Annotated in this window: 26 protein-coding genes, 1 tRNA gene and 1 other RNA gene; 21 read left to right on the plus strand and 7 right to left on the minus strand. The window is 62.6% G+C overall.

All coding sequences use genetic code 11. The features are described 5' to 3' along the window. Positions 1–4 precede the first annotated feature (4 nt). The 9 genes from ccmA (at position 5) to ACCQ06_RS12640 (ending at position 7,126) form a co-directional block, all read left to right on the plus strand. Positions 5–649, plus strand: coding sequence for a heme ABC exporter ATP-binding protein CcmA (ccmA, locus tag ACCQ06_RS12600; RefSeq protein ID WP_104614631.1), 645 nt, complete (start codon positions 5–7; stop codon positions 647–649). Further along, the gene (gene ccmB / locus ACCQ06_RS12605) at positions 646–1,341 is read left to right on the plus strand and encodes a heme exporter protein CcmB (protein ID WP_104614632.1); all 696 of its coding nucleotides are present in this window, start codon (positions 646–648) and stop codon (positions 1,339–1,341) included. The genes ccmA and ccmB overlap by 4 nt, the downstream gene beginning before the upstream one ends. A gap of 112 nt (positions 1,342–1,453) precedes the next feature. Then, a complete protein-coding gene (gene ccmC, locus ACCQ06_RS12610; RefSeq protein WP_055852126.1) occupies positions 1,454–2,203 on the plus strand; it encodes a heme ABC transporter permease CcmC in 750 nt (249 codons plus the stop codon). Next, positions 2,200–2,370 (plus strand): heme exporter protein CcmD, encoded by a 171-nt coding sequence (locus ACCQ06_RS12615; RefSeq protein ID WP_104614634.1) that lies wholly within the window; start codon positions 2,200–2,202, stop codon positions 2,368–2,370. The genes ccmC and ACCQ06_RS12615 overlap by 4 nt, the downstream gene beginning before the upstream one ends. Continuing rightward, positions 2,367–2,825: a cytochrome c maturation protein CcmE gene (ccmE, locus tag ACCQ06_RS12620; protein ID WP_228323879.1), complete on the plus strand. Its 459-nt coding sequence runs from the start codon at positions 2,367–2,369 to the stop codon at positions 2,823–2,825. The genes ACCQ06_RS12615 and ccmE overlap by 4 nt, the downstream gene beginning before the upstream one ends. A gap of 324 nt (positions 2,826–3,149) precedes the next feature. Then, entirely contained in the window at positions 3,150–5,087 is a 1,938-nt protein-coding gene (locus tag ACCQ06_RS12625; RefSeq protein ID WP_372364371.1) for a heme lyase CcmF/NrfE family subunit, read from the plus strand. Continuing rightward, positions 5,080–5,682, plus strand: a complete 603-nt coding sequence (locus tag ACCQ06_RS12630; RefSeq protein ID WP_316686043.1) for a DsbE family thiol:disulfide interchange protein — start codon at positions 5,080–5,082, stop codon at positions 5,680–5,682. Before ACCQ06_RS12625 ends, ACCQ06_RS12630 begins: the two co-directional genes overlap by 8 nt. Next, positions 5,679–6,113, plus strand: coding sequence for a cytochrome c-type biogenesis protein (locus tag ACCQ06_RS12635; protein WP_316686045.1), 435 nt, complete (start codon positions 5,679–5,681; stop codon positions 6,111–6,113). The genes ACCQ06_RS12630 and ACCQ06_RS12635 overlap by 4 nt, the downstream gene beginning before the upstream one ends. Beyond that, on the plus strand, positions 6,113–7,126 hold the full coding sequence (locus ACCQ06_RS12640) for a tetratricopeptide repeat protein (protein ID WP_316686047.1): 1,014 nt from the start codon (positions 6,113–6,115) through the stop codon (positions 7,124–7,126). The genes ACCQ06_RS12635 and ACCQ06_RS12640 overlap by 1 nt, the downstream gene beginning before the upstream one ends. Before the next feature lie 95 nt (positions 7,127–7,221). On the opposite strand, the gene ACCQ06_RS12645 is transcribed toward ACCQ06_RS12640, so the two are convergent. Next, entirely contained in the window at positions 7,222–8,046 is an 825-nt protein-coding gene (locus tag ACCQ06_RS12645; protein ID WP_323706400.1) for an IS3 family transposase, read from the minus strand. After that, a complete protein-coding gene (locus ACCQ06_RS12650; RefSeq protein WP_316685821.1) occupies positions 8,046–8,363 on the minus strand; it encodes a DUF1153 domain-containing protein in 318 nt (105 codons plus the stop codon). Before ACCQ06_RS12650 ends, ACCQ06_RS12645 begins: the two co-directional genes overlap by 1 nt. A gap of 40 nt (positions 8,364–8,403) precedes the next feature. Between ACCQ06_RS12650 and ACCQ06_RS12655 the strand changes: the two genes are divergently transcribed. From ACCQ06_RS12655 to ACCQ06_RS12670, 4 genes are all read left to right on the plus strand, one after another. Next, on the plus strand, positions 8,404–8,817 hold the full coding sequence (locus ACCQ06_RS12655) for a glucoamylase family protein (RefSeq protein WP_316686049.1): 414 nt from the start codon (positions 8,404–8,406) through the stop codon (positions 8,815–8,817). 736 nt (positions 8,818–9,553) lie between these two features. Beyond that, a complete protein-coding gene (locus ACCQ06_RS12660; RefSeq protein ID WP_316686051.1) occupies positions 9,554–9,946 on the plus strand; it encodes a hypothetical protein in 393 nt (130 codons plus the stop codon). Positions 9,947–10,076: 130 nt separating this feature from the next. After that, complete coding sequence (locus ACCQ06_RS12665; protein ID WP_316686053.1) at positions 10,077–10,577, plus strand: hypothetical protein; 501 nt, start codon at positions 10,077–10,079, stop codon at positions 10,575–10,577. Between the two features lie 12 nt (positions 10,578–10,589). Then, positions 10,590–11,336, plus strand: coding sequence for a hypothetical protein (locus ACCQ06_RS12670; RefSeq protein WP_316686056.1), 747 nt, complete (start codon positions 10,590–10,592; stop codon positions 11,334–11,336). Here the strand turns inward: ACCQ06_RS12670 and ACCQ06_RS12675 are convergent. Next, positions 11,317–12,425, minus strand: a protein-coding gene (locus ACCQ06_RS12675) for an IS3 family transposase (RefSeq protein ID WP_316686063.1) whose coding sequence is annotated in 2 segments (ribosomal slippage) — positions 11,317–12,164 and positions 12,164–12,425 — 1,110 coding nt in all. Because the reading frame shifts where the segments join, the coding sequence is not laid out codon by codon here. The two genes, ACCQ06_RS12670 and ACCQ06_RS12675, sit on opposite strands and share 20 nt — an antisense overlap. 43 nt (positions 12,426–12,468) lie before the next feature. Between ACCQ06_RS12675 and ACCQ06_RS12680 the strand changes: the two genes are divergently transcribed. The 3 genes from ACCQ06_RS12680 (at position 12,469) to ACCQ06_RS12690 (ending at position 14,727) form a co-directional block, all read left to right on the plus strand. Further along, the gene (locus ACCQ06_RS12680; protein ID WP_316686065.1) at positions 12,469–13,041 is read left to right on the plus strand and encodes a hypothetical protein; all 573 of its coding nucleotides are present in this window, start codon (positions 12,469–12,471) and stop codon (positions 13,039–13,041) included. Positions 13,042–13,180: 139 nt separating this feature from the next. Beyond that, entirely contained in the window at positions 13,181–14,356 is a 1,176-nt protein-coding gene (gene metX, locus ACCQ06_RS12685; protein ID WP_104614640.1) for a homoserine O-acetyltransferase MetX, read from the plus strand. Between the two features lie 29 nt (positions 14,357–14,385). Beyond that, a complete protein-coding gene (locus ACCQ06_RS12690) occupies positions 14,386–14,727 on the plus strand; it encodes a DUF1294 domain-containing protein (protein WP_316686069.1) in 342 nt (113 codons plus the stop codon). 69 nt (positions 14,728–14,796) lie between these two features. Here ACCQ06_RS12690 and cydC read toward each other — a convergent pair whose 3' ends face one another. The 3 genes from cydC to ACCQ06_RS12705 form a co-directional block, all read right to left on the minus strand. Further along, a complete protein-coding gene (gene cydC / locus ACCQ06_RS12695; protein WP_316686071.1) occupies positions 14,797–16,473 on the minus strand; it encodes a thiol reductant ABC exporter subunit CydC in 1,677 nt (558 codons plus the stop codon). Then, positions 16,470–18,221, minus strand: coding sequence for a thiol reductant ABC exporter subunit CydD (cydD, locus tag ACCQ06_RS12700; RefSeq protein WP_316692590.1), 1,752 nt, complete (start codon positions 18,219–18,221; stop codon positions 16,470–16,472). Before cydD ends, cydC begins: the two co-directional genes overlap by 4 nt. Positions 18,222–18,230: 9 nt before the next feature. Then, positions 18,231–18,306: non-coding RNA, sX9 sRNA (locus ACCQ06_RS12705), on the minus strand. Positions 18,307–18,507: 201 nt separating this feature from the next. On the opposite strand from ACCQ06_RS12705, the gene ACCQ06_RS12710 reads away from it, so the two are divergent. From ACCQ06_RS12710 to ACCQ06_RS12730, 5 genes are all read left to right on the plus strand, one after another. Beyond that, positions 18,508–20,130 carry a cytochrome ubiquinol oxidase subunit I gene (locus tag ACCQ06_RS12710; protein WP_316686073.1) on the plus strand — a complete coding sequence of 541 codons (1,623 nt, stop codon included), beginning with the start codon at positions 18,508–18,510 and terminating at the stop codon, positions 20,128–20,130. Between the two features lie 16 nt (positions 20,131–20,146). Then, complete coding sequence (gene cydB, locus ACCQ06_RS12715) at positions 20,147–21,298, plus strand: cytochrome d ubiquinol oxidase subunit II (protein WP_316686075.1); 1,152 nt, start codon at positions 20,147–20,149, stop codon at positions 21,296–21,298. Positions 21,299–21,382: 84 nt separating this feature from the next. Continuing rightward, positions 21,383–21,499: a cytochrome bd-I oxidase subunit CydX gene (gene cydX / locus ACCQ06_RS12720; RefSeq protein WP_104614644.1), complete on the plus strand. Its 117-nt coding sequence runs from the start codon at positions 21,383–21,385 to the stop codon at positions 21,497–21,499. Between the two features lie 54 nt (positions 21,500–21,553). After that, positions 21,554–21,630 (plus strand) — tRNA-Pro (locus ACCQ06_RS12725). 123 nt (positions 21,631–21,753) lie between these two features. Continuing rightward, positions 21,754–22,980: a CynX/NimT family MFS transporter gene (locus ACCQ06_RS12730; protein ID WP_316692592.1), complete on the plus strand. Its 1,227-nt coding sequence runs from the start codon at positions 21,754–21,756 to the stop codon at positions 22,978–22,980. On the opposite strand, the gene ACCQ06_RS12735 is transcribed toward ACCQ06_RS12730, so the two are convergent. Continuing rightward, on the minus strand, positions 22,961–24,874 hold the full coding sequence (locus tag ACCQ06_RS12735) for a CocE/NonD family hydrolase (protein WP_104614646.1): 1,914 nt from the start codon (positions 24,872–24,874) through the stop codon (positions 22,961–22,963). The genes ACCQ06_RS12730 and ACCQ06_RS12735 overlap by 20 nt on opposite strands. Positions 24,875–24,882 lie beyond the last annotated feature (8 nt).

A 24,882-nucleotide genomic window follows, 5' to 3' on the forward strand; every position in this document is an offset into this window, starting at 1 on the left:
GCCGATGATCGAACCGCTGCACACTGCGCCCCCGCTGCTGGCGGCGCGCGCGCTGGCCTTCAGCCGCAATGAGGAGCCGGTCTTTGGCCCGCTGGATTTCCATGTCGATGCCGGCGAAGCCCTGCTGGTGCAGGGCGACAACGGCGCCGGCAAGACCACCTTGCTGCGGGTGCTGGCCGGCCTGCTGCATGTGGATCACGGCGAAATCCAGATCGACGGCAAGACCGCCCGGCGCAGCGACCGCAGTCGCTTCATGGCCTACCTGGGGCACCTGCCCGGCCTGAAGGCCGATCTGAGCACGCTGGAAAACCTGCACTTTCTGTGTGGCCTGCATGGCCGGCGGGCCAAGCAGATGCCCGGCAGCGCGCTGGCCATCGTGGGCCTGGCCGGCTACGAAGATGCCCTGGTGCGGCAGTTGTCGGCCGGGCAACGCAAACGGCTGGCACTGGCGCGGCTATGGTTGTCGCCTGCGCCGTTGTGGCTGCTGGACGAGCCCTACGCCAACCTCGATCTGGACGGCATCACCTTGGTCAACCGGATGATCTCCGCGCATCTGCGCGGTGGCGGCGCGGCGCTGGTCACCACCCATGGCGCCTACGCGGCCCCGCCGGTGCGCACCCGCATGCTCACCCTGGAGGCCGCAGCATGAGCACGCCGTCGCCACAACCGTCGTTGCTGCAGGCCGCGCGCGCGCTGCTGCGTCGCGATCTGCAATTGCTGTGGCGCCGTCGCAGCGACGCGCTGCAGCCGGCCTTGTTCGCGCTGCTGATCGTGGTGTTGTTTGCGCTGGGCCTGGGTGGCCGCCCGGACCTGCTGGCGCAGGCGGCGCCGGCGGTGCTTTGGCTGTCGGTGCTGCTGGCGGGCCTGCTGTCGCTGGACGCGCTGTTCCGCAGCGACGTAGAAGACGGCTCGATGGAGCAATGGTTGCTGGCACCGGTGCCGCTGGCGTGGTTGATCGCCGTGCGCGTGCTGCTGCATTGGGCGACCAGCGCCTTGCCGCTGATCGCAGTGACGCCGTTGCTGGGCGAATTGCTGCACCTGCCGCATGACCAATTGCCGGTGCTGCTGGCATCGTTGGTACTGGGCACACCGTTATTGAGCCTGCTGGGCGCAGTGGTTGCGGCACTGACGGTAACGATGAAACGCTCTGGTATTCTCGTGGCGTTGCTGGCGTTGCCGTTGTATGTGCCGGTGCTGGTGTTCGGCGCCGGCAGCGTTGCGGCCAGCGGGCAAGGACAGGATGCGGTGGGTGCGTTGTTGTTGTTGGGCGCCGGATTGGTGATCGGCATTGTGCTGGCACCGTTGGCGGCAGCGGCGGCGATCCGGATTTCGCTCAGCTGATCGATGTTGCAGATGCGCCATTGATGGGACACCGTAAGTCGTTCGGCGGTGTCGTACCGAGAGCTGTCTCCATGCAAAAAGCCATCGCCACGCCAAGAGCCATCGCCATCGCATGAACGTCGTCGTCCGCTGGTTCCATCAAGTCGCCTCACCTCCGATCTTCGACCGATTTACCGCGCGCTGGGCGCCGTGGTGCTACGCGCTGGCCGCATTGCTGCTGGGCGCAGGCATGTGGCAGGCGCTGTTTGCGGTGCCGGCCGACTACCAGCAAGGCGATAGCTTCCGCATTCTCTACATCCATGTGCCGAGCGCGTGGATGAGCTTGTTCGTGTTCGGGCTGATGGCGGTGTATGCGGCGATCGCGCTGATCTGGCGCATCAAGGTGTGCGAGATCCTGGCGATGGCATGCGCGCCGATCGGCGCGGCATTCACCGTGATCACGTTGCTCACCGGCAGCATCTGGGGCAAGCCGATGTGGGGCGCCTGGTGGGACTGGGACCCGCGCCTGACCACCGAACTGATTCTGCTGTTCTTGTATCTGGGCGTCATCGGCCTGTATCACGCCATCGACGACCGTCGCCAGGCGGCACGCGCGGCCGCGTTGCTGGCGATCGTCGGAGTGGCGCTGCTGCCGGTGATTCGCTATTCGGTGGTGTGGTGGAACTCGCTGCATCAGGGCCAGAGCATTCGTCTGCTTGGCCCTTCGACGATCGATGCCAGCATGTTGCTGCCGCTGTGGTTGATGGTGATCGGCACCAAGTTCTGGTTCGCCGGGTCGCTGCTGACCCGCGCGCGCGCCGACAACCTGCGCCGCGAGGCCGGCAAGGCCTGGATCGTGCGCGATGCCGAGGGCGCAGCATGAGCTATCTGCCTTACGTGATCGCCGCCTACGCGGTGTTTGTGCTGGTGCTGCTGTGGGACCTGATCGCCGGCCGCTGGCAAGTGCGTCGTGCGCTGAAGATCGCGCAGGCGCGCCGCCTGCGCGAGCGCAAGCGCACGCTGCCCAGCGATGCGGAGCTGACCCGATGAACCCGCAACGTCGCCGCCGGTTGTGGCTGGTGCTGGCGCTGGTGCTGGCCGCCGGGCTGGCGACCACGCTGGTGGCGATGGCCTTGCAGCGCAACGTGGCATATCTGTACACGCCGTCGGAGGTATTGCGCGGCGATGCCGGCAACCACGCCCGGTTCCGGCTCGGCGGCATGGTGGAAAAAGGCTCGTTCAAACGCGCCTCCGGTTCGCTGGAAGCGCAGTTCCGCGTCACCGACGGCGATGCGCAACTGGCGGTGCGCTACGACCGCATCCTGCCGGACCTGTTCCGCGAGGGTCAGGCCGTGGTCGCCACCGGTCGCATGCAGCAGGGCGTGTTCGTGGCCGAAGACGTGCTGGCCAAGCACGATGAAACCTATATGCCGAAGGAAGTGGCCGACAAGATGGGCAGCGCGCATCGCAAGCACCAGGTGGCCCCAGGCAAGGTGACGCAGTGACGGTCGGAAGCAGTGGCGGCAGACCGGATCACCGGCAAGCGCAGGCAAGTGAGAGCCCTGACATCGGCGCGGATGGTGCCGCGTTGACGGCTTACCCGTCTTTGATGCTGTCGCTCCAGTTCCGCCAGGCAGCACGCCGCCGCGCGGCCGTGCACACCAATCAACCTGGCACCGCGAGATGGGAGCTGCGTGTTCCGGCAACACGTCGCAGCACAACATTAAACATGTGTTCCGGTAACGCCCCTGTGTCCGGCCTGCTCTGCTTCTTGATTGACGGTTCGCGGCAGCGGTCTATGCGTCTTTGCTCCCAATCCCGAGTTCCCCATGCTTCCTGAGCTCGGCACCTTTCTGCTGGTCCTCGCCCTGCTGGTCGCGCTGGTGCAGGCCGCATTGCCGCTGGCTGGCGCGCAGCGCGGGCGCCGCAGCTGGATGGCGGTGGCGCGCCCGGCAGCATTGGTGCAGCTGGGCCTGATCGCCGCGGCCTTCGCGCTGCTGACGCATGCGTTCTTGGTGCAGGACTTTTCAGTGCGCTATGTCACCGAAAATTCCAACAGCCTGTTGCCGGTGATCTACCGCTACTCGGCGGTGTGGGGCGCGCACGAAGGCTCGCTGCTGCTGTGGACGCTGGTGCTGGCGCTGTGGACCGGCGCGGTGGCGCTGTGGTCGCGCCAGTTGCCGGCGCAAGTGATCGCGCGCGTGCTGGGGGTGATGGCACTGATCAGCGTCGGCTTCCTGGCATTTTTGTTGTTCACCTCCAATCCGTTCGCGCGGCTGCTGCCGGTGCCGCTGGAAGGCGCCGACCTCAATCCCTTGCTGCAGGACCCGGGGCTGATCATCCATCCGCCGATGCTGTACTGCGGCTACGTCGGCTTTGCGGTGCCGTTCGCTTTCGCCATCGCCGCGCTGCTGGAAGGCCGCATGGATGCGCGCTGGCTGCGCTGGACGCGGCCGTGGACGAATGTGGCGTGGTCGATGCTCACCGTGGGCATCGCGCTGGGCAGCTGGTGGGCGTATTACGAACTCGGCTGGGGCGGTTGGTGGTTCTGGGACCCGGTGGAAAACGCCAGTTTCATGCCGTGGCTGGTCGGCACCGCGTTGCTGCATTCGCAAGCGGTCACCGAAAAACGCGGCAGCTTTTCCAGCTGGACCTTGTTGCTGGCCATTGCGGCGTTTGCGTTGTCGTTGCTGGGGACCTTTCTGGTGCGCTCGGGCGTGCTGACCAGCGTGCATTCGTTCGCTGCCGACCCGTCGCGCGGGCTGTTCATCCTGGTGTTTCTGCTGATCGTGGTCGGTGGCGCATTGCTGCTGTACGTCCTGCGCGCGCCGGGCATGTCCGCCAGCAACGACCCACGCCGCGCGTTTGCCGGCAGCTCGCGCGAAACCTTGCTGCTGTTGAACAACCTGCTGCTCACCTGCGCCTGCGCGATGGTGCTGCTGGGCACGCTGTATCCGTTGCTGGCCGATGCACTGGGCCTGGGCAAGCTGTCGGTCGGCCCGCCCTACTTCGGCACCTTGTTTGTGGTGTTGATGGCACCGCTGGTGGCGTTGCTGCCGTTCGGCCCGCTCACCCGCTGGCAGCGTGAGCAGGCGTCGCGGCCGCTGGCGATGCTGGCACCGTGGGCAGGCCTGGCGCTTGCCGCAGGCGTGCTGGCCTGGTTCATGGCGCCGCAAGGCCAGCTCAAAGCCGCCATCGGCGTGGCCGGTGCGGCCTGGGTGATGCTTGGCACGGCGCGCTTTCTGTGGACCCGCCGCGCAGCCAAGGGGCGCAAGTTCACGGCCGAAATGCTGGGCATGGTGCTGGCGCATCTGGGCGTTGCGGTATTTCTGGCCGGTGCCTTGCTGGTGGAGTCGCTGAGCCTGCAACGCGAAGTCGCGCTGGCGCCGGGCCAGCAGGTGCAGATCGGCCGCTACGCGCTGCACTTCGACACCGTGCAAGAACTGCGCGGCCCCAATTACGTCTCCGACCGTGCCAACCTGCAGGTGTTCAAGGACGATACGCCGGTGGGCGTGCTGCATGCAGAAAAACGGCGCTATGCCAGCGGCGGGCAGACCTTGACCGAGGCGGCGATCCGCCCCGGCCCGTTCGGCGACCTGTATGTCGCGCTTGGCGAACCGCTGGGCAATCAGGCCTGGGCGGTGCGCGTCCACCTCAAACCGTTCGTCCGCTGGATCTGGCTGGGGGCGTTGCTGATGGCGCTCGGTGGCCTGGTCACCGCGGCCGACCGGCGTTTTCGTCGTTCTCCGGAGATCCAAGATGGTTGAGTCACGTTCACCCCGTTTGCCCACTGCCGTACTCGTGGGCGCCATCGTGCTGCTGCTTGCACTTGCAGCGCTGCTGGTCTACGCGGTGGTGCGCTCCGGTCAGGGCGATCGCGATGCCCTGCCCTCGGCCCTGATCGGCAAACCGGCGCCGGAGTTCGCGCTGCCGCTGCTGCACGACCCCAGCATCGTGGTGCATGCGCGCGAGCTACGCGGCGCGCCGTACATCATCAACGTGTGGGGCAGCTGGTGCCCGGCCTGCCGCGAAGAACACCCGGTATTGAGCCGCTTTGCGCTGACCAAGCGCGTGCGCGTGATCGGCTACAACTGGAAGGACGAGCGCGCCGATGCCTTGCGCTGGCTTGAGCAGCTGGGCAACCCGTATCTGCTGGTGGTCGCAGACAAGGACGGGCGCACCGCCATCGACTTCGGCATCGCTGCGGCGCCGGAAACCTTTCTGATCGACGGGCGCGGCGTGGTGCGCTGGAAATACAGCGGCATGCTCACCCAATCCATCATCGACACCCAGTTGATTCCGATGCTGAGCAAGATCGAGCGCTCGCCCACCGCCGCACCGGACCTGCACGCCCCCCGATGATGCGCGCCTGGCTGCTCACGCTGCTGCTGTTGCCCTGGCTGGCCCTGGCCCAGCCGGTCGGCGATCCGTCGCCGCTGCACTACCGCTCGGCGGCCGAAGAAGCGCGCTTCCATGCGCTGACCGCCGAGCTGCGTTGCGTGCAGTGCCAGAACCAGTCGCTGGCCGATTCCAATGCGCAGATTGCGCAGGACCTGCGCCGCGAGGTACTGACCTTGATGCACGAAGGCCGCAGCGATGCGCAGATCCGGCAGTTTCTGGTCGCCCGCTATGGCGAGTTCGTGCTGTATCGCCCGCAGGTGGAATCGCGCACCTGGCTGCTGTGGTTCGGCCCATTGCTGGTGTTGCTGCTGGGGGCTGGCGCGGTTGTCTTCGTGGTGCGTCGACGCAGCGCGGCGGCGCCCGCGTTGCCCGCCGATGAGCAGGAGTGGTGATGGTCGGCTTTGTCCTTGCGGTTGCGGTTGTCGCGCTGCTCGCCTTCGGCGTGGCGCTGCGCCCACTGTGGCGCGAAGCACGTGGCGTCACCGCCAGCGTTGCGCTGCTGCTGTTGGCCGCAAGCGCGGCGCTGTACTGGCTGGTCGGCACGCCATCGGCGATCGAACAGGTGGCCGACCGTCCGGCCACGCCACGCACCCTGGACGAGGCCATCGTGCAGCTGCGCACCGCCCTGGCGCGCAACCCCGATCAGGCCGAAGGCTGGGTGTTGTTGGGGCGCTCGTTGTCCAGCCAGCAGAAATTTGCCGAGGCCAGCGACGCGTTTGCGCGCGCGGTAGCGCTGCGCCCGGACGAGCCGGACGTGCTGGTGGCGGCCGCGCAGTCGCGCATGCTCGCCGACGACAGCGGCCGCCCGGACCCGGAGGCGATGCGTCTGCTCGAACACGCGCTGGTGGTGCAACCGGACCATCAACGCGCCCGCTGGTTTCTCGGCGTGGTGCAGCGTCAGGCAGGTCAACCGGCCAAGGCCAGCGCAACCTGGGAACCGCTGCTGAGCGTGGTCGACGCCGCCACCCGGCCCGGCCTGCTCGAACAGATCAACGCTGCGCGGCAGGAAGCCAGGCTGGCGCCGATCCAGACGCCGACTACGCCTGCCGCCGATGCAGCCAGCGGCAAACGCATCCAGGTACGCGTGACGCTGGATGCCGAGTTCGCCAAACGCGCCGGGTTGCCGGGCGACACCAGCGTCTTCGTGATTGCGCGCGCCGCCGACACGCCGATGCCGGTGGCGGTGGAAAAACACGCGCTGCGCGAGCTGCCGTTGACCATCACCCTGGACGACGGCGACAGCCCGATGCCGACGCGCACGCTGTCGTCGCTGGACACCGTGCAGGTGCTGGCACGGCTGTCACGCAGCGGCAATGCGATGCGCCAGGCCGACGATGTCGAGAGCGTGCCGGTGATGGTGGAACTGCCAGGCAAGAACGAGTTGGAATTGATCATCGGCCGCTAACTGCCGGACTGTATTGATAAAGCGTTATGTAAGCATAGTTGACCAAGCTTGCTTGGGTCCGCGCTGATGTAATGACCCATCGGTTTCTGCACAGGTCAGGTGGTTAATGTAGCGGCATAGGCTTGGTCAGGCGTCATCATCTTCAGTGCCTGATGCGGCCGCTGCCGGTTGTAGAACCCAATCCAGTCGCCAATGACGCGTAGGGCGTGGGCCAGGCTCTCGAACCGGTGCCGATGGACGCACTGTTCCTTGAGTGTTCGGATGACGCGCTCGACCATCCCGTTCTGCTGCGGACAGTGTGGCGTGATGAACTCCTGCTTCAGGCCGTAGCCGGCGACCAGGCGGGTGTAGTCGCGGCTGGTGAAGACCAGGCCATTGTCCGAGCGCAGCAGGAACGGCTCCTTGACCTTGCCCAGCGTGCCGAAGCGGGTGATCAGCGCCTGCTCCAAGGCCGCCACGGCGGTGCTGGCCCTGCCTGTGCGCGAGAGCTGCCAGCCCAGCAATTGCCGGGTATGGCAATCGATCACCAGGGCCAGGCTCAGCCAGCCGTCCTTGCCGCCCCAGACCCGACACAGATCGGTGGCCCAGCGTTGATTCGGCGCGCTGGCCACCGAGGGCAAGGCCTCGATCCGCGGTCGCTTGCCCACGGCCCGCTTGCGCACCTGCCAGCCCTTGATCTGAAAGATCCGCTGCACCGTATTCTTGTTCATCCCCAACAGTCCGGCCACCGTCCGATACCCGAACGACGGCTCGGCCTCGATCATGGCTTCGATCGGTGCGGCCAGCTCCGGCTTCACCTTCGGCGCTGCCTTGCGCGGCGTGTAGTACACGCTGCGCCGGGCCACACCGAACCAGCGGCACAGCTTGACCATCGAGACGTCGAACCCGTCCTCCTTCAGGCCCTGCTGGATCGAGACCATCAGCTCTCGTCCTTGCCCAGCAGGGCTGACAACTTTTTTCGGGCGCGCAGTTCCAGCATGGCCTCGCCGTAGGCTTCCTGCAGGTCCTTGAGCTGGCGTGCGTACTGCTCGCGCACGTCTTCTGGTTTGGCCCGCAGCGCGTTCTCCAGCCCGCGCTTACCTTCCTCGACCCAGCCTTCGATCTCATTGGGCGTCAGGTCGAATTGCCGGCTGGCCAAGGCCACCGTCGTCTTCCCCTGGATGATCTCCAGCACCAGCGCCGACTTGCGCCGGGCCGTCCAGCGCTTGATCTGTTCTTCGTCCATCACTGCACTCATCGATGTCTCCTCTGAAAACTAACACCTGAGCAGAGTTTCAGTGGGTCATTACATTGACGCCTTATCTGATGGAATATACGGGCCAGTAGGCGAACCAGAGTTGTCTATCAGCCGTGAAAAGCGGAATAAAAAAATCATTGCCCCCTATGCATCGATGCTTGCAATAAACCTAGAAGCGCCAAGTGTCATAATGAACTTCCATAATCTATGCCAGCTTGGTGCACTTGGAAATAACGGACTATTTGAATCAATTTCGCTCGACAATGGCACTAATCTAAATTGCGATATTATGCGCCGACATTACTCTCATCACCAGGGAATGATCTTGGCAAGCATTGCGAACAGCAGCTCGGGAGCCATTACAAATTTATTTTTTAAAGATCATGAAATGCGGGCCGCAAGCTTTCTTCTTCGCGAGCCTTGGCCCGATAATTTCATCTTGATTAATAGATGAGGCCTCTACGCTAATGTTTTTCAAGATCTTTCCACTAGTGCCTTAGGACGAAGATACTTCCTCCCAGCTTCATGGACAATAATACCAGGCCGTATATGTGGTTTCGTCGCCACCTGAATTAACCAATACGTCTGACCGGATCGGCAAGTCATCGCACAGTCTTTTCGCATCGTCATCGCACTTGGATCGCCCCAATACATCCTTTGAGGAGCAAGTCACAAAGAAGCGAGAGCCGGCCAGATATTTCGTCGGCGGAGTGAAAATGCATGATGACAACAATATAACTATAAGGAAAACCGCAAAAAATCTAATGATTACGCTCATAATATTTTGACCACTGATTTCAAAGCAATGAATCCAGTTAATTGATATTCAAAACACGTCAGAACATGCCGAATTATTGCACCCGTCAACCACTCATGTGAAATGAGAAGGTTTACTAAGAACTATCAGTAAGGAATCACATATCACTGCCTGTGCCACCGTTGCATCCTTTAATTTACCATCTCGCACCCTATTCATTTTGTGTAGATGTCGCGACAAATACGCTAAATGTCATCAATGTCGCAAAAAGTATGAGGTGCATCAGACATCCTCTGCCTTTGCTGTTAGTGACGCGAGTGATACTTAGCAATGTAAAATCGGGTGGGGTTATTAGTGTAAAATTTCGAAGCTGAAGTTCAACGCCAAGAAGTCAATCAAACGCTAGCACGCCAATCAAAGGAGTTAGATTGCAATGGATATGGAAAAAACTCATTCACGTAGAAAAGTACTTGCTTTAGGCGCCGCATCTTTAACAGGTATAGTTCTGGCAACTTTGCCGTCCGTCTCTTTAGCACTATCCAGTTCTGAAAAGCCGCAAAAACAACGTTTCCCTCGTGTAGCCAAGCCAAGGGGTCTACTGATAAAAGTTGAGTCAATTGACTCTCATGCATCTCCTAGAATTGGCTCCCAGGTTCTGCGGGTTGACTTGGACGATATCGTTAATATCAGTGAGAAGACAAACATTCCTGGCAATTACTTTTTTGATGTCTCGACAGAGCAAGTGTCGCCTATAAGCTACTGGGATTTTACCTTAACAATTTACAACGGTTCAGGCGACCCTCTCGCAAGCTCTACCACTGACTAACATGGTATCGCGACATTTCAAGACCAAAAATTGAGATTCTGCTTTTCTGGGGCCTACGGCTGATTTTTATATGATTTTGGTTTAATCTAACTCAGCATATCGGAACACCGACGCGACAAGGAGAGTTCTCGTGGCAGAAATTACTAGTAGAGTTTTAAGAGACCAATACGGCAACCCTATCGGCGGTGAAGTCGATATAAGGAATGATGTATGGACCTGGGGTGGAGCGGCTAAGACGAGCGAGGGCATGATCTATGTCGAAAACAACTCGTATTTCAAAACTCGCGTCCAGTATGACACGTCTACTGGAATTCTAGGGAACGTTAGTAAGTCAACGAAAGTCGGACCTTTCACGTTCACGGGTGTTGTAAACAGCAACGGAATAATGACAGGAAGCGCCGAGGCCACCTTCGGCAACAGTTCTGTCATTGTCACGCCAAGCATGGCCACATATGGGTATACAGCTCCTTTGGGTCCGGGTAGTATCACTGCCAAACTAAGTACGGACAATTCGTGGCGTTTGGAATTTGGTGCTACTGGAAGTGGCTGGTCTCGCTACAATTTCAGCGGCGGCTATGCCTCTTCCTCAGGTTACTTCTTCAACGCAAGTATTTTTTCTATGGGCGCATAGTTGATATAGTCCATGGTGAATTTCTTCCTTGCGTTGTTCGCCCTCCTTGCCTGGTCTGATGGCCGGGCGCAGGAGAGCTCTCTGGTTCTCAATCCCAAGTTGGATTCCGCCGACCTAGCTATGGGGTCAGGCGATCTGTCAGCATTAGATTCCATGCTAGTCCAAGAAAAGAGCAATCTGTCTAAAATGGAGATGCTGAAGGCTTACGTTGCAAGAGCTCATGGCGACATCAGCAATTCTGACAAACATGCCGCTCGTTGCGCTGATATCGCTAAGCGTTCCTTGCAGAATGATTACAACATCAACTTCAAGTGCAAAAGCTTACTTGCTGGCAATGCGGTGATTAGAGGGGATTACCCTAAATGGTCGGCCCTGATTCATTCTGCAACCAGCGATGTTGAGGAGTTTGTGCAAAAAACCGTGCTCGAAGAGGCACCTGGTCAATATACTAATGATGTCGAAATTCTTGCGCCAGCCGCTGTTTCTGTTCCACGAATAGAAAGTAAAAGCCCAAGATTCTCCATCAATAAATCCGAAGCTCGTATACAAAGAATATTTCGCAGCGCGAATCCGTTAGAAGAAAGCGAGCCGTTTAGAGTAAAGGCGGAGATAAACGATATCATTACCGACTTTGCTTTCGATACCGGCGGATCGGCAACCGTCATCGGAGGCACAACTGCGCACACGCTAGGGCTTTCCCCTAAAAAGAATAGCGGGCATATTGTCGACTCCCCGCAATTCAGTGCCAGCCAAAACTAGAGGTCTGCGGTTGATGTTGATCACGGAACTCGGCGGGCGTTAGCCCGCCCAGGCTGTCGTGCGGTATCTGTTGGTTGTAGTCGGCCAGCCAGTGTTCGGTCTGTTCGCGGACCTCGCTCAGCGTGCGGAAGAGATGCATATCCAGCACGCCGCGCCGGTAGCTGCCGTTGAAGCGTTCGATGAAACCGTTTTGCATCGGCCGTCCCGGCTCGATGAAATCCAATGCGATGCCTTTGCACTCGGCCCACTCGGCCAAGGCTAATGCGACAAACTCCGGGCCATTGTCCAAGCGAAGCTTAGCGGGATAGCCGCGCCAGGCTGCGATGCGTTCCAACGTGCGGATGACGCGGGCCGCCGGAAGATTCAAGTCCACTTCGATCGCCAAGGCTTCCCGACTGAAGTCGTCAATGACATTGAACGTGCGGAAACGCCGACCATCCCACAGCGCATCGGACATGAAGTCGATTGACCATCCAGCATTGGGTCGCTCTCCGCATGCCAGCGGTTGTGGATGACGCGTCGGGACCCGACGCCTGCTGCGACGACGCTGATTAAGCTTCATCAGGCAATACACGCGCCAGACCCTCTTGTGATTCCACACATGTCCGCGACGACGGATGATCTGAAAAAGTTTTCCAAAACCACGCTCGGGAAAACGCTCGGCCAATTCGGACAACAGTGCAATGACCTCCTCGTCGCGATCAGGACGACGCCGATAGCGCGCCGTCGAGCGAGCCACGCCAACGACCGCACAGGCCCGGCGCTCGCTCCAGCCATGTTGCTCGACGAGCCAGGCAAGAAGCGGGCGTTTATGCGCCGGGTCTACAGCTTTTTTGCGATGACATCCTTGAGTGCATGGTTTTCCATCGCAAGCTCGGCGTACATGCGTTTGAGCTTGCTGTGCTCGGTCTCCAGGTCGCGAAGGCGCTGCACATCAGCTACCTCCATGCCACCGTACTTGGACTTCCAGACGTAGTACGTCGCGTCGGAAATACCCAGCTCGCGGCACACATCCTTGACCTGGCGGCCGCCCTCAACCTGCTTCAGCGTGGCGACAATCTGGCTTTCTGTGAACTTGCTCTTGCGCATCGTTGGTCTCCTCGGTGGCTAGTGTGCCCGGAGACCTGTAGTTATGGATGGATCAAGTTTACGGGGAGTCGACAATATCATTTATGATCTGGTTTTCGAAGATCGCCAAATTGATGTTTTTTTTGCGCATATCAAGAGCTTTAAACTTGGCGCTTTTACAGCCGCGGACATAACCGTTCTTGTAAGCGATGATCCGTCGGTGGAAAATGTTATTGGACTCGACCTTATGCAAGGCATGGGTCAATTTAAAATTTCATATTCGCAAATTAATCTTCGTTCTAGCGACGCATGCAGTGGTGAGCTACGCTTAGCGTCAGACTTGTTCGGCGGGACGAAATTTATCATGGGTATGGTTGAAATTAATGGCAAAGACGTGCTAGCGGACATTGACACAGGAAACGGCGAACAGCTTGTCGTATATGAATCCGATCAGCTGCATAGCTCCGCTGAAGCGAGTGCCCAAGGACTGCCCTTTAAAAAACATCCAAAACTGAAAAAAAGTAGTGACATTGGTTCCGCTTACAATCTTGGCAATGGCATATTGGAATATTACGATATGACCATTGACGTTAAGAATGGACATTTCTGCCTAGACAGGACCATTTCAAAGCATTGAACCGTTCCGGGATTCCGGGAGGCTTCAATTCTTGGGAAGATGGGGCCATGAGTAAGGCAAAGTATTCACTAGAAGCGCGTGAGCTGGCGGTCCGGCTGGTGCGGGAGCACTAGCGCGCAATGCCGGATAGAATTGCGACATGACCGAATTCATCCCTGCCGGCACGTTATTCCACTCCCTGCCTTCGCCGTTTCCGATGAAGCGCGGTGGTGAGCTATACCAGGCCCGTGTGGCCTACGAAACCTGGGGCACGCTGGCTGCCGATCGCAGTAACGCGGTGCTGATCGTCACCGGCTTGTCGCCCAACGCGCATGCGGCTGCAAATCAGGCCAACCCCGAGCCGGGTTGGTGGGACGCGATGCTGGGGCCGGGCAAGCCGATCGATACCGAGCGCTGGTTTGTGGTGTGCGTCAATTCGCTGGGCAGCTGCAAGGGCTCCACCGGGCCTGCCTCCATCGACCCGGCAACCGGGCAGTTGTATCGCCTGACCTTCCCGGACCTGTCGATCGAGGATGTTGCCGATGCAGCAGCCGATGTCGTGCGTGCGCTGGGTATCGGACAGCTCGCCTGCCTGATCGGCAACTCGATGGGCGGCATGACCGCGCTGGCGCTGTTGCTGCGGCATCCCGGCATTGCGCGCAGCCATATCAACATCTCCGGCAGCGCACAGGCGTTGCCGTTTTCCATTGCCATCCGCTCGCTGCAGCGCGAAGCGATCCGGCTGGATCCGCACTGGAACGGCGGCCACTACGACGACACGCGCTACCCGGAATCGGGCATGCGCATGGCACGCAAACTCGGCGTGATCACCTACCGCTCGGCGCTGGAATGGGACGGCCGCTTTGGCCGGGTGCGGCTGGATTCCGAACAGGCCGCCGACGATCCGTTCGGCCTGGAATTTCAGGTCGAAAGCTATCTCGAAGGCCATGCGCGTCGCTTTGTGCGCTTCTTCGATCCCAACTGCTATCTGTATCTGAGCCGCTCGATGGACTGGTTCGATCTGGCCGATTATGTGGATGCGTCGTCCATCGCTGCCGCGCAGGCCGCCGACAGCACGCCGGCTGCAGACGTCTCCACCGAGGCCGAGGTGCTGGCCGGCCTGGCAAACATCCGCATCGAACGCGCACTGGCGATCGGTGCCAACACCGACATCCTGTTCCCGGTGCAGCAGCAGGAACAGATTGCCGAAGGGTTGCGTGCAGGCGGCGCGGATGCGCGCTTTATCGGCCTGGATTCGCCGCAAGGCCACGATGCGTTTCTGGTGGATTTCGCCCGCTTCGGCCCGGCGGTGCGCGCTTTTCTGGACGCCTGCTGATTTCCAGATCCAGGCCAGGCGCGCGCCGCGTGGTGCCGCGCAAGACGTTGACCGCGCTGTTTGCGGTAAGCATGGCCAGCATCGTCGCAGCAGGTCTGCTGCCGGTCTGGGTGGCAGTCTGGTACGCGGCTGCCAGCAGCGTGGCGCTGATTGCTTACCGGCGCGACAAGACCGCGGCAACCCGCGGCCAGCGACGAACGCCGGAGGCCACTTTGCACGGCATTGCAGTGCTCGGTGGCTGGCCGGGCGCGCTGTTGGCGCAGTCGCTGTTCCGGCACAAATCCAGCAAGACCTCTTTCCAGATCACCTTCTGGGCCACGGCGATCGCGAACAGCGCGGTGCTTGCATGGGCGGTGTATCGCTCCGCGTAATGCCGGCCCTATAAACCGCAGTCAGCGGTTGCGCGGCGACAACTCTCGCCGATCACGATCAAATACCTGTCACGGCAGCGGCTCCAGCACCCCGGCACGCATGCGATAGCGCCGTTGCACCACGCCGGCAGGCACGCTGTCGTGAGTGATCATCACCAGGCTGCGCTGGCCAAGCGCGGCGGACAGATCGAGCAACAGGGCATGCGCCGTGTCCACGTCCAGGCCGTCGGTGGGTTCGTCGAGCAGCAGGATGGCAGCATCGCGCAACAGCGCACGCGCAAGCGCAAGGCGGCGTGCCTGGCCTGCGGAGAGCGTGGCGCCGTTTTCGCCCACCCAGGTGTCCAGACCATGGTGCGCGCTGGCCCAGTCGTGCAGGCGCACCTGCTCCAATACCCGCCACATGGCGGCGTCGTCGGCATCGGCATCGCCGATGGCCAGATTCTCGCGCACGCTGCCGGCAAACACCGGCGCGTTCTGCGGCAACCAGGCGATGCGTCGATGCCATTGCGCCTGCGCGCAGTGACGCAGATCGATGCCGGCGTAACTCACCTGCCCGGCCTGCGGGTCCCATAGCCGCAGCAACAATGCCGACAAAGTGCTCTTGCCGCTGCCGCTGTCGCCGCTGATGGCGATGCGTTCGCCAGATGCCAGCGTCAGATTGAGCGCGTGCAGCACCGGCCGCACGCCACCGGGCCATGTAAACGACACCTGCTGCAGGTGCAGCGTGCCTGTGCGTGGCACGTCGAGTGCCTGCACCGGATCGCTGACCGACGGCGCTTGATCGACGATGGACTGCAGGCGCCGCGCTGCGACGCGTGCGCTTTGCAGTGCCTGCAAGGCCAGCCCGGCACCCGCCCATACCTCCAGCAGCGCCATGGTCAGAAACACCAGGCCTGCGGCCATGTCCGCTGCAATCAGCCCACGCTCGGCGGCGCTCAAGGCAAGCCACAACATGCCGGCCAGACCGATGGCACCGCACGCCGCATGTAGCAGGTTGCCGGCGATCAATCGACGGCGCTGCACGCGGTCGCCATCCATCACTGCTGCCGCAGCAGCGTCGAGTTGATGCAGCCAGGCACCCTGCGCATCGACCGCCGCCAGATCCGCTGCACCTTCCAGACCTTCGAACGCCTGCGTGCGCAACGCCGTGCGTTGCTGCGCGCGCAGCTGCTCGCGCTGTGCGCCACCACGTGCCACCTGCCAGGGCACCAGCCCGCCAATCAGCACACCAAGCGCCAGCAACAACCATGCGGCCGGCGGATAGATCAACGCAGCGGCACCCGCACCGGCCAACCAGATGCCGAGCAGCGCCGTCAGCGGCGCAAGCGCGCGCACGCTCAGGCCATCGACTTCGCCGATGTCGGACATCAACCGTGCCAACAGATCGCCGGTGCGCGTGGCCGACAACCGCCCCGGCGCAAGCGGCAACGCACGACGGAAGAACCACACCCGCAGATCGCGGGCGATACGCAAGGTGGCATCGTGGCCGATCAATTTTTCGCCATAGCGCGACACGATGCGCGCAAACGTCAATGCCCGGATGCCTGCCGACGGCGAGAAGAAATTGAAGCCTGCCCCCATGCCGGCAACGCCAGCCAATGCCGCCGCAGTGAGAAAGCTGCCGGACAGACTCAACAGACCCACTCCGGCCAACATTGTGACCAGCACCAGCAGCGCGGACAGCAGCAAGCGCCAGGCATGCCGGCGAAACACCTCGCTCAGACGATCGTGGCGTGCGTCGTTCATGGCGCGCTCGCCGTCATGGTGGTGCCACGCAGATCGATCACCGTATCGGCCCAGCGCATCACTGCAGGGCTGTGCGTCGCCACTACCACTGCACGGTCGCGTGCAAATACCCCGAGTGCGCGCAGCAATTCCGCTTCTGTGTCCGGGTCGAGAAACGCGGTGGGTTCGTCCAGCAGCAGCAGATCCGGCGCGCGCAGCAGCAGCCGCGCCAATGCCACACGTCGCGCCTCGCCACCGGACAGGCCAAAGCCGCGTTCGCCGATCACCGTGTCCAGGCCCGCCGGCAGCTGCGCGGCAAAGCGCATCACTTGCGCCGCATCGGCCACTGCATGCAGCTGCGCATCGCTGGCCTGCGGATCGGCCAGCCGCAGATTGTCGGCAATGCTGCCGTGAAACAGATACGGCCGCTGCGTGGCATAGCCCACGCGCGTGCCCGGGCGCAGCACCACACTGCCCGCTTCCGGTGGCAGCCAGCCGGCAAGCCCTTCCAGTAACGTGCTCTTGCCGCTCCCGCTGGCACCGATCACCGCCACGCGCTGACCGGGCTGCAGGTCCAGCGAAAACTGCGTGATCACCGTGTGCGGCGCGCCAAGCGGACGCAGCGCCAGACCATGTGCCTGCAGCAACGGCGCATGCGCCTGCGCAGACTCAAAGGCGCGCGGCGGGGTCGGTGCAACTGGGGCACTGGCATCGGCTTCGGTCACAAAACCTTCCAGCAACCGCTCGGCCTCGGTCACGGCGGCCAGCGCATTGGCACGGTCGTGGTAATGCGCTGCAAGACGCCGCAACGGCGCAAAGAATTCCGGCGCCAACAGCAAGCAGAACATGCCCGCGCCCAGCGACGGCAACCCGTGCAGGTCGAGCATGCCCAGATAGCTCAGACCGAAGTACAAGGCCACGATGGCCACGCTCACCGAGGCGAAGAATTCCAGCACAGTGGACGACAGGAACGCGATGCGCAGCACCTTGAGCGAGCGCTCGCGCACGCCCTCGGCCGCTGCGGCGATACCGCCCAATTCGGCCTCCCCGCGCCCGTACACCCGCAGCAAGCCCAGCCCCTTCAGACGATCGGCAAAGTGCCCGCCCATCCGCGCCAGCTCGCCGAGCTGCTCGCGGCCTGCAGCTTCTGCGCCCCACCCCACCAGCATCATGAAGAATGGAATCAACGGCGCGGTCAGCAACAGCACCAGGCCCACCACCCAGTCGACCGAAAACACCGCGATCAGGATCGCTGGCGGCACCAGCGTCATCTCGGTGTGCGCCAGCTGATAACCGACGAAATAGCCGTCCAGCGCATCGGTATGCGCCAGGCTCAACTCGCCCAGTTCGCCGCTGCGTTGCCGGCGTAACCACAGCGGCCCGTGCTGCACCAGCCGACGCGCAATGCGCATGCGCAGTTCGCGCTTGGCCACATCGGCCACTTTGCCGGTCAGCGCTTGCGCCCACCCCATGAGCACGGCGCGCCCAAGCATTGCGAGCAGCAACCCGATGCCCACATGACGCAGCTGCGCCAGCGCCAGGTGCTGTACCAGCACCGCCTGCACCAACCACGCGATGGCCGCCGATTGCGCAAGCAACAACACGCCAGACAGCGCCACCGCCACGCCGGACAGCCGCCTGGCCCGTGCAGCGGGTGCGGCAAGCGCATCGAGCCATTGGCCGCGTTGACGGCGCTGGGCGGGCGTTTCGCTGGCTTGCACGCTGGGCTGGCTCACATGGCTCTCTTCAGGCGGCGCATCGCAGGCGATTGTAAGAGCGGCTAACAACGCGTAGCGAGCAGTCGTCAGGTGGGTGCGGACGGCGCGGAGAAACCGGAGTGTACAGGTGGTACATGCCGATTCCGAGCACCGGCCGCGCCCGCCTGGCGGCTGCACAGGAGTTTTGTTAGCTGCTCTAAGTCGCCACTGCCCACTGCGGGATGGACAGTGTGCCCCACCCGATCGGGGCCGCATTGATTTGGATCAACGCGCGCAACGCAGCGGCGGCAGATGATCGGCCACGTTGCTCACCGATACTCAACCAGGCCACCCCGCCATGATCGACTCGACCGTTGTCGAACTATCGCGGCTGCAATTCGCAGTCACCGCGATGTACCACTTCATCTTTCCACCGCTGACCATGGGCCTGTCGTTCCTGCTCGGCATCATGGAAAGCGTCTACGTCATGACCGGCAAGCCGATCTGGCGGCGCATGACCATGTTCTGGGGCGTGCTGTTCGGCATCAACTTCGCCATGGGTGTCGGCACCGGCATCGTGATGGAGTTCGAGTTCGGCATGAACTGGTCGTACTACAGCCATTACGTGGGCGACATCTTCGGTGCACCGCTGGCGATCGAAGGGCTGATGGCGTTCTTTCTCGAAGCGACCTTTCTGGGCCTGTTTTTCCTGGGCTGGAATCGCCTGAGCAAGGTGCAGCACCTGATCACCACCTGGCTGGTGGCCTTGGGCAGCAACTTCTCCGCGCTATGGATCCTGATCGCCAACGGCTGGATGCAGAACCCGACCGGCGCGGTATTCAACCCGGACACCATGCGCATGGAAGTGGTGGATTTCATGGCGGTGCTGTTCAACCCGGTGGCGCAGGCGAAGTTCGTGCACACCGTCAGTGCCGGTTACGTGCTCGGCGCGGTGTTCGTGATGTCGATCAGCGCGTTTTACCTGCTGCGCGGCAAGCACACCGAGATGGCACGCCGCTCGTTTGCGGTGGCCGCGGCCTTCGGCCTGCTGTCGTCGCTGTCGGTGGTGGTGCTGGGCGACGAGAGCGGCTATGCCGCCAACGAACATCAGAAAATGAAGCTGGCCGCGATCGAGGCAATGTGGGACACCGAAGCCGCGCCGGCGGATTTCACTGCCTTCGGCATTCCCAACCAGCAGACCCATCGCAACGACTACGCGATCAAGATTCCGTATCTGATGGGGCTGATCGCCACACGTTCGTTGGATACGCCCATCCCCGGCATCCTGGAACTCGTTGGACGCGCCGAGCATCGCATCCGCGGTGGGCAGATCGCCTACGGCGCGCTTCAGCGTATCCGCGCCGACACCAATGATGCCCAAGCGCGCAAGGTCTTCGACGCGCATTGGCAGGACCTGGGCCACGGCCTGCTGCTGAAGCGTTATCGCGACGATATCGGCAATGCCACGCCCGAGCAGATCGCGCAGGCGGCGATGGATACGGTGCCACGCGTGCTGCCGCTGTTCTGGACCTTCCGCATCATGGCCGGCATCGGCATCTATCTCATCGCCTTCTTCGCCATTGCGTTCTGGTTCGCCTGCAAGCACACCTTCCAGGAAAAGCGCTGGTTCCTGACCTTGGCGGTGTGGACGCTGCCGTTGCCGTGGATCGCGATCGAATGCGGTTGGTTCGTGGCCGAGTATGGCCGCCAGCCGTGGGCGGTGGAAGGCGTGCTGCCCACGTTCTACGCCGCATCCGGTCTGGATCTGTACGAGATCGTGCTGACGCTGGTGGGCTTTACCGCGCTGTACACCACGCTGCTGGTGATTGCGATCAAGTTGTCGCTCAAGACCATCCGCACTGGCCCGGATGCGCTGTTCCCGCCGACGCAACCCAATGCGTCGCCTTCCCTGCCGCACGCTCATGCCTCGTTGAATCACGCACCGTTGAGTTCGGGCGTCATGGCCGGCAGTGCACCGTAACCCAGGAGAGACCGTGATGGATTTTATCTTGCTCGACTACACAAGCTTGCGCGTGATCTGGTGGCTGCTGCTCGGCGTGCTGCTGTCCGGTTACGCAGTGATGGGCGGCTTCGATCTGGGCGTCGGCGCGCTGCTGCCGTTCGTTGCCAAAAACGATGCCGAACGCCGGCTGGTGATCAACACCGTCGGCCCGGTCTGGGAAGGCAACCAGGTGTGGTTGATCCTGGGCGGCGGCGCGATCTTCGCCGCGTTCCCGCCGCTGTATGCGGTGAGTTTTTCCGGGTTCTATCTGGCGATGTTCGTGATGTTGTTTGCGCTGATCCTGCGGCCGGTCGGCTTCAAGTTCCGCGGTAAGCTGGTGAACCAACGCTGGCGCAATAGCTGGGATTGGGCATTGTTCGTCGGCGGGTTCGTTCCGGCGTTGATCATGGGCGTGGCGGTCGGCAATGTCGTGTTGGGTGTGCCGTTCCATTTCGACGACAGCATGCGCACGTTTTACACCGGCAATCTGTTCGGGCTACTGACGCCGTTTGCCTTGCTCGCCGGTCTGCTCAGCGTGGCGATGCTGATCGCCCACGGCGCGGCGATGCTGGTGCTCAAGACCGATGGACCGGTGGCCGAACGCGCAGCGCGTATCGGCAGCATCGCCGCGATGGCGGCGGTGGCGTTGTTTGCTGCAGCCGGTGTCTGGGTGGCGCTTGGCTTGCCGGGCTATGCGGTGACATCGGTGCTGGCGACCGATGCGCAGACCAATCCACTGACCAAGACCGCAGCACTCACGGCCGCCGGTGGTTGGCTGCACAACTACAGCAGCATGCCGGCCACCTTGATGGCGCCGCTGCTCGGCCTGCTCGGGCTCGCGATGAGCGCAGTGCTGTTGCGCGCGCGACGCGGCGGCCTGGCGTTCATTGCGTCGGCCAGCGCCATCGTCGGCATCGTCTTTACCGTGGGGTTTGCGCTGTTCCCGTTCCTGCTGCCGTCGTCCACTGCACCGAGCGCCAGCCTGACGCTGTGGGACGCCTCCAGTAGTCGCCTCACGCTGTGGATCATGCTGCTGGCCACCACCGTCTTCATGCCGATCGTGCTGGCCTACACGGCGTGGGTGTATCGCGTGCTCAGAGGCAAGGTCACTGCCGCGGAACTCTCAGCCACTCCCAATGCGTATTAGCTGACGCAACGGCTGCGACGCCAGCACGTCGTCGCAGCCGCGCTCGCCTTCCCACTCTCTCAACGTTTTTCAGGAGCACAACTAATGTGGTACTTCGCCTGGATTCTCGGCACCGGTCTGGCGGCATTGGCCGCGGTGCTCAACGGCATGTGGTTCGAAGCACGCGAGCCCGAGCATGCGCACCGGCCGCAGGAAAAATAATTGCGGCAGATGCTTGCCGATTCCGCATTCCCTATGTAACATACGCGGCTCCTTCGGGGTGTAGCTCAGTCTGGTAGAGCGCTACGTTCGGGACGTAGAGGTCGCAGGTTCGAATCCTGTCTCCCCGACCAGTTTCAAAACACAAAACCGGCCTTGTGCCGGTTTTGTGTTTTCAGGCGCCGTCGCACGGCCGTGCACGGTGCGGATGGTCTGTCATGTCTGTTGTCACTGCCGCCTCGTCCCCGTCTGCCCAATTGCGTGGGCGTGGCCTGGTACTGGCCGCCATTTTGTTGTCCGCATTCAACTTGCGCACGGCAGTGACCTCGCTCACTCCGCTGCTGGAACGCATCGCCGACGAATACGCGTTCGGTGCGCCGACCATGGGCGCGCTCGGCATGTTGCCCACTGCCGCCTTTGCGTTGACCGGCGTTGCAACGCCAGCGGTCCTTCGTCGCTTCGGCCTGCTGCGCACCGCACTGGCGTCGATGGCGCTGGCCACGCTCGGGCTGGTATTACGGCCATTATTGCCAGGCACTGGCGGGCTGCTGGCCGGTTCGCTGGTAGCGCTGGCCGGCATGGGCATGGGCAATGTGGTGTTGCCCCCGTTGGTGAAGCGCTATTTCGGCGACCGCGTGGGCCGCGTCAGTACGCTGTACATCACCGTGCTTCAGGTCGGCACCCTGTTGCCTGCGTTGCTGGCGGTGCCGGTGGCCGACGCGCTGGGCTGGCGCAGCTCGATGGTGGTGTGGGTGCTGCCGGCGCTGCTGGCCCTGGTGGCCTGGGCGCTGGTGCGGGCCAGCCAGGGCCGCCTGCGCGCCACCGGCCCGGCGCCGGTCACGCCGACTCCCGAGGCCGAAGGCCGGGTCGCACGTACCGCCCTGGGCTGGAGCATGGCGATCACCTTCGGCATGACCTCGCTGGTGACCTATTCGATGTTTACCTGGCTGCCCACGCTGCTGCGCGAAGCCGGCGCCTCGCCCGCGTTCGGCGGCACCATGGTCGCGCTGTTCGCCGCGCTGGGCATGGTCGGCGCGTTGACCATGCCGGCATTGGCAGTGCGCATGCGCAACCCGTTCCCGATCGTGCTGCTATGCGCGACCTGCCATCTGGTCGCGTTCGCCGGGCTGTGGTGGGCACCGCTGGCGGCGCCGATCCTGTGGGTGACCTTGCTCGGCCTGGGGCCCAGCACCTTTCCGCTGGCGCTGGTGCTGGTCAACCAACGCAGCCGCACCGCCGCCGGCTCGGCAGCGCTCTCCGGTTTTTCGCAAGGCGTGGGCTATGCGGTGAGCTGCCTGGGGCCGTTCCTGTTCGGCTGGCTGCATGCGCACAGCGGCGGCTGGACCTCGCCGTTCGTGTTTCTGGTGATCTGCATCGTGGTGCAGCTGGCTGCCGCCTGGGTGGTCTGCCGCCCGCAGCTGCTGGAAGACCTGTGGGCGCCGCCGACACGCGGCGCCCGTGCGGTCAACGCACCGGCAGACTGATGTAGCTGGGCTGCTCCGGCGTCACGTAGACGCGCTGGGTGGCCTTTTGATAATCGCCCGGCTTGGCGAAAAAGATATTCGGGACAAAGGTCTGCGGGTTGCGGTCGTAGAGCGGGAACAGGCTGGATTGCACCTGCACCATCACCCGGTGGCCCTTCTGGAAGGTGTGATTGGCCGTCGGCAGGCCGAACTCGAACGCCAGCGGTTGATTGGCCGCCAGCGGTTTGGGCGCGCTGAAACTCTCGCGATACCGGCCGCGGAAGATCGCCAGCGACACCGGTAGCTCATAGCCGCCCATCTTCGGGCTGGACGCCATCTCATCCGGGTACACATCGATCAGCTTGACCACCCAGTCGCTGTCGCTGCCACTGGTGGACGCCTGCAGATGCACATCCGGCGCACCGGCGATCTGTAGCGGTTCGGTCAGCGGTTCGGTGACGAAGGTCAGCACATCGGGGCGGCCGTCCACAAAGCGCTGGTCGTGCACCAGCCAGGTGGTCCACATGCTGCGGTCGGCAAAATCCACCGGGCGCGGCACGAACGGCACCGGCTTGGCCGGGTCGGAAACGTATTCTTCAAACGCACTCTGCCCGGCAGCGGGCTTGTCGAAGGACAGCTTGCCGCCGGCCTGCAGATACAGCGGTTTGCTCGCCGACGCGCAGCCCTTGTCGCAACTGCGCGGCCAGGACTGCAGGCGATCCCAGCGGTTCTCGCCGGTGTCGTAGATGAAGACCGGCGGCGTGCTCGCCTTGGGCGCGCCATCCACCAGGTATTGGTCGAAAAACGGGCGCAACACATCGCGGCGAAACTGACGCGCGGTGTCGCCATCGAACGTCAGCGCACCCAATGTGCCGGCCTCGGCATTGACCTGGCTGTGCCGCCACGGCCCCATCACCAGATAGTTGAGCGTGTTGCGCGTGTCGCGCGGCTCCATTGCCGCGTAGCTGTGGATCGCGCCCCACATGTCTTCCTGGTCCCACAGGCCCTGCAGCCACATCGTGGGTACCTTGAGCGGCGTGCGCGCCATCACCTTGTCCAGCGCCTGCTCCTGCCAGAACGCATCGTAGGCCGGGTGTTCGGTGAGCTTGTGCCACCACGGCAATTGCTCCAGCCCGGCGGCCTTGGCGAAATCCCCGGCCGACCCGGCCTGCAGGAAATTGCTGTAATCGTCCTGTCCCTGGCGCGGGATGCCGGCGCCCTTGCCGCGCTTGCTGAGCTGTCCGGTGAAGTAGTCGAAGTTGACCTGGCGGAACGCGCCGTAATTGAACCAATCGTCGCCCATCCAGCCATCGATCATCGGGCTCTCCGGCGCGGCCACCTTCAATGCAGGATGCGGGTGGGTCAGCGCCATCACCACGGTGAAGCCTTCGTAGGACGAGCCGATCATGCCGACCTTGCCGTTGGATTCGGCAACGTTCTTGACCAGCCAGTCGATGGTGTCCCACGCATCGGTGGCGTGATCCACAGCGCTGGGATTGAGCGCGCCGCGCAGCGGGCGGGTCATCACGTAGTCGCCTTCGGAGCCGTATTTGCCGCGCACGTCCTGGAACACGCGGATGTAGCCGCCTTCCACAAACACATCGTCGCCGAGCGGCAGCAGATCCTTCATGTGCGGCGATGCCAGGCGCTCGCTACGGCCGCTGGCATCGTAGGGCGTGCGGGTCAGCACCATCGGCGCATGGCGTGCGCCCTTGGGCACCACGATCACGGTATGCAGCTTCACGCCGTCGCGCATAGGGATCATCACCTCGCGCTTGATGTAGTCGTTGGCGGCGTCGCTTGCCACGAACGGCTTGCCGGTGATGTCCGGCGTCATCGGCGAAGTCTGAGCGAAGGCGCTGCCGGTGGCGGCAGCAATGGCGGTGGCAAGCAGGCAGGCGGCAAAGCTGCGCATCGACGACT

The sequence above is a fragment of the Xanthomonas sp. NCPPB 4467 genome, assembly GCF_041475665.2.
Classification (GTDB): Bacteria; Pseudomonadota; Gammaproteobacteria; order Xanthomonadales; family Xanthomonadaceae; genus Xanthomonas; species Xanthomonas dyei.

Excerpts from the sequence above, each read along its gene's own strand:
- ccmA (WP_104614631.1), top strand. The coding sequence starts at position 5 with ATGATCGAACCGCTGCACACTGCGCCCCCGCTGCTGGCGGCGCGCGCG.
- cydC (WP_316686071.1), bottom strand. The coding sequence starts at position 16,473 with ATGAACGACGCACGCCACGATCGTCTGAGCGAGGTGTTTCGCCGGCAT.
- ACCQ06_RS12630 (WP_316686043.1), top strand. The coding sequence starts at position 5,080 with ATGGTTGAGTCACGTTCACCCCGTTTGCCCACTGCCGTACTCGTGGGC.
- ACCQ06_RS12710 (WP_316686073.1), top strand. The coding sequence starts at position 18,508 with ATGATCGACTCGACCGTTGTCGAACTATCGCGGCTGCAATTCGCAGTC.
- ACCQ06_RS12625 (WP_372364371.1), top strand. The coding sequence starts at position 3,150 with ATGCTTCCTGAGCTCGGCACCTTTCTGCTGGTCCTCGCCCTGCTGGTC.
- ccmE (WP_228323879.1), top strand. The coding sequence starts at position 2,367 with ATGAACCCGCAACGTCGCCGCCGGTTGTGGCTGGTGCTGGCGCTGGTG.
- ACCQ06_RS12650 (WP_316685821.1), bottom strand. The coding sequence starts at position 8,363 with ATGAGTGCAGTGATGGACGAAGAACAGATCAAGCGCTGGACGGCCCGG.
- ACCQ06_RS12615 (WP_104614634.1), top strand. The coding sequence starts at position 2,200 with ATGAGCTATCTGCCTTACGTGATCGCCGCCTACGCGGTGTTTGTGCTG.
- ACCQ06_RS12640 (WP_316686047.1), top strand. The coding sequence starts at position 6,113 with ATGGTCGGCTTTGTCCTTGCGGTTGCGGTTGTCGCGCTGCTCGCCTTC.
- ACCQ06_RS12670 (WP_316686056.1), top strand. The coding sequence starts at position 10,590 with ATGGTGAATTTCTTCCTTGCGTTGTTCGCCCTCCTTGCCTGGTCTGAT.
- ccmB (WP_104614632.1), top strand. The coding sequence starts at position 646 with ATGAGCACGCCGTCGCCACAACCGTCGTTGCTGCAGGCCGCGCGCGCG.
- ACCQ06_RS12645 (WP_323706400.1), bottom strand. The coding sequence starts at position 8,046 with ATGGTCTCGATCCAGCAGGGCCTGAAGGAGGACGGGTTCGACGTCTCG.
- ACCQ06_RS12735 (WP_104614646.1), bottom strand. The coding sequence starts at position 24,874 with ATGCGCAGCTTTGCCGCCTGCCTGCTTGCCACCGCCATTGCTGCCGCC.
- ACCQ06_RS12635 (WP_316686045.1), top strand. The coding sequence starts at position 5,679 with ATGATGCGCGCCTGGCTGCTCACGCTGCTGCTGTTGCCCTGGCTGGCC.
- ACCQ06_RS12680 (WP_316686065.1), top strand. The coding sequence starts at position 12,469 with ATGGATGGATCAAGTTTACGGGGAGTCGACAATATCATTTATGATCTG.
- ACCQ06_RS12660 (WP_316686051.1), top strand. The coding sequence starts at position 9,554 with ATGGATATGGAAAAAACTCATTCACGTAGAAAAGTACTTGCTTTAGGC.
- cydX (WP_104614644.1), top strand. The coding sequence starts at position 21,383 with ATGTGGTACTTCGCCTGGATTCTCGGCACCGGTCTGGCGGCATTGGCC.
- metX (WP_104614640.1), top strand. The coding sequence starts at position 13,181 with ATGACCGAATTCATCCCTGCCGGCACGTTATTCCACTCCCTGCCTTCG.
- ccmC (WP_055852126.1), top strand. The coding sequence starts at position 1,454 with ATGAACGTCGTCGTCCGCTGGTTCCATCAAGTCGCCTCACCTCCGATC.
- cydB (WP_316686075.1), top strand. The coding sequence starts at position 20,147 with ATGGATTTTATCTTGCTCGACTACACAAGCTTGCGCGTGATCTGGTGG.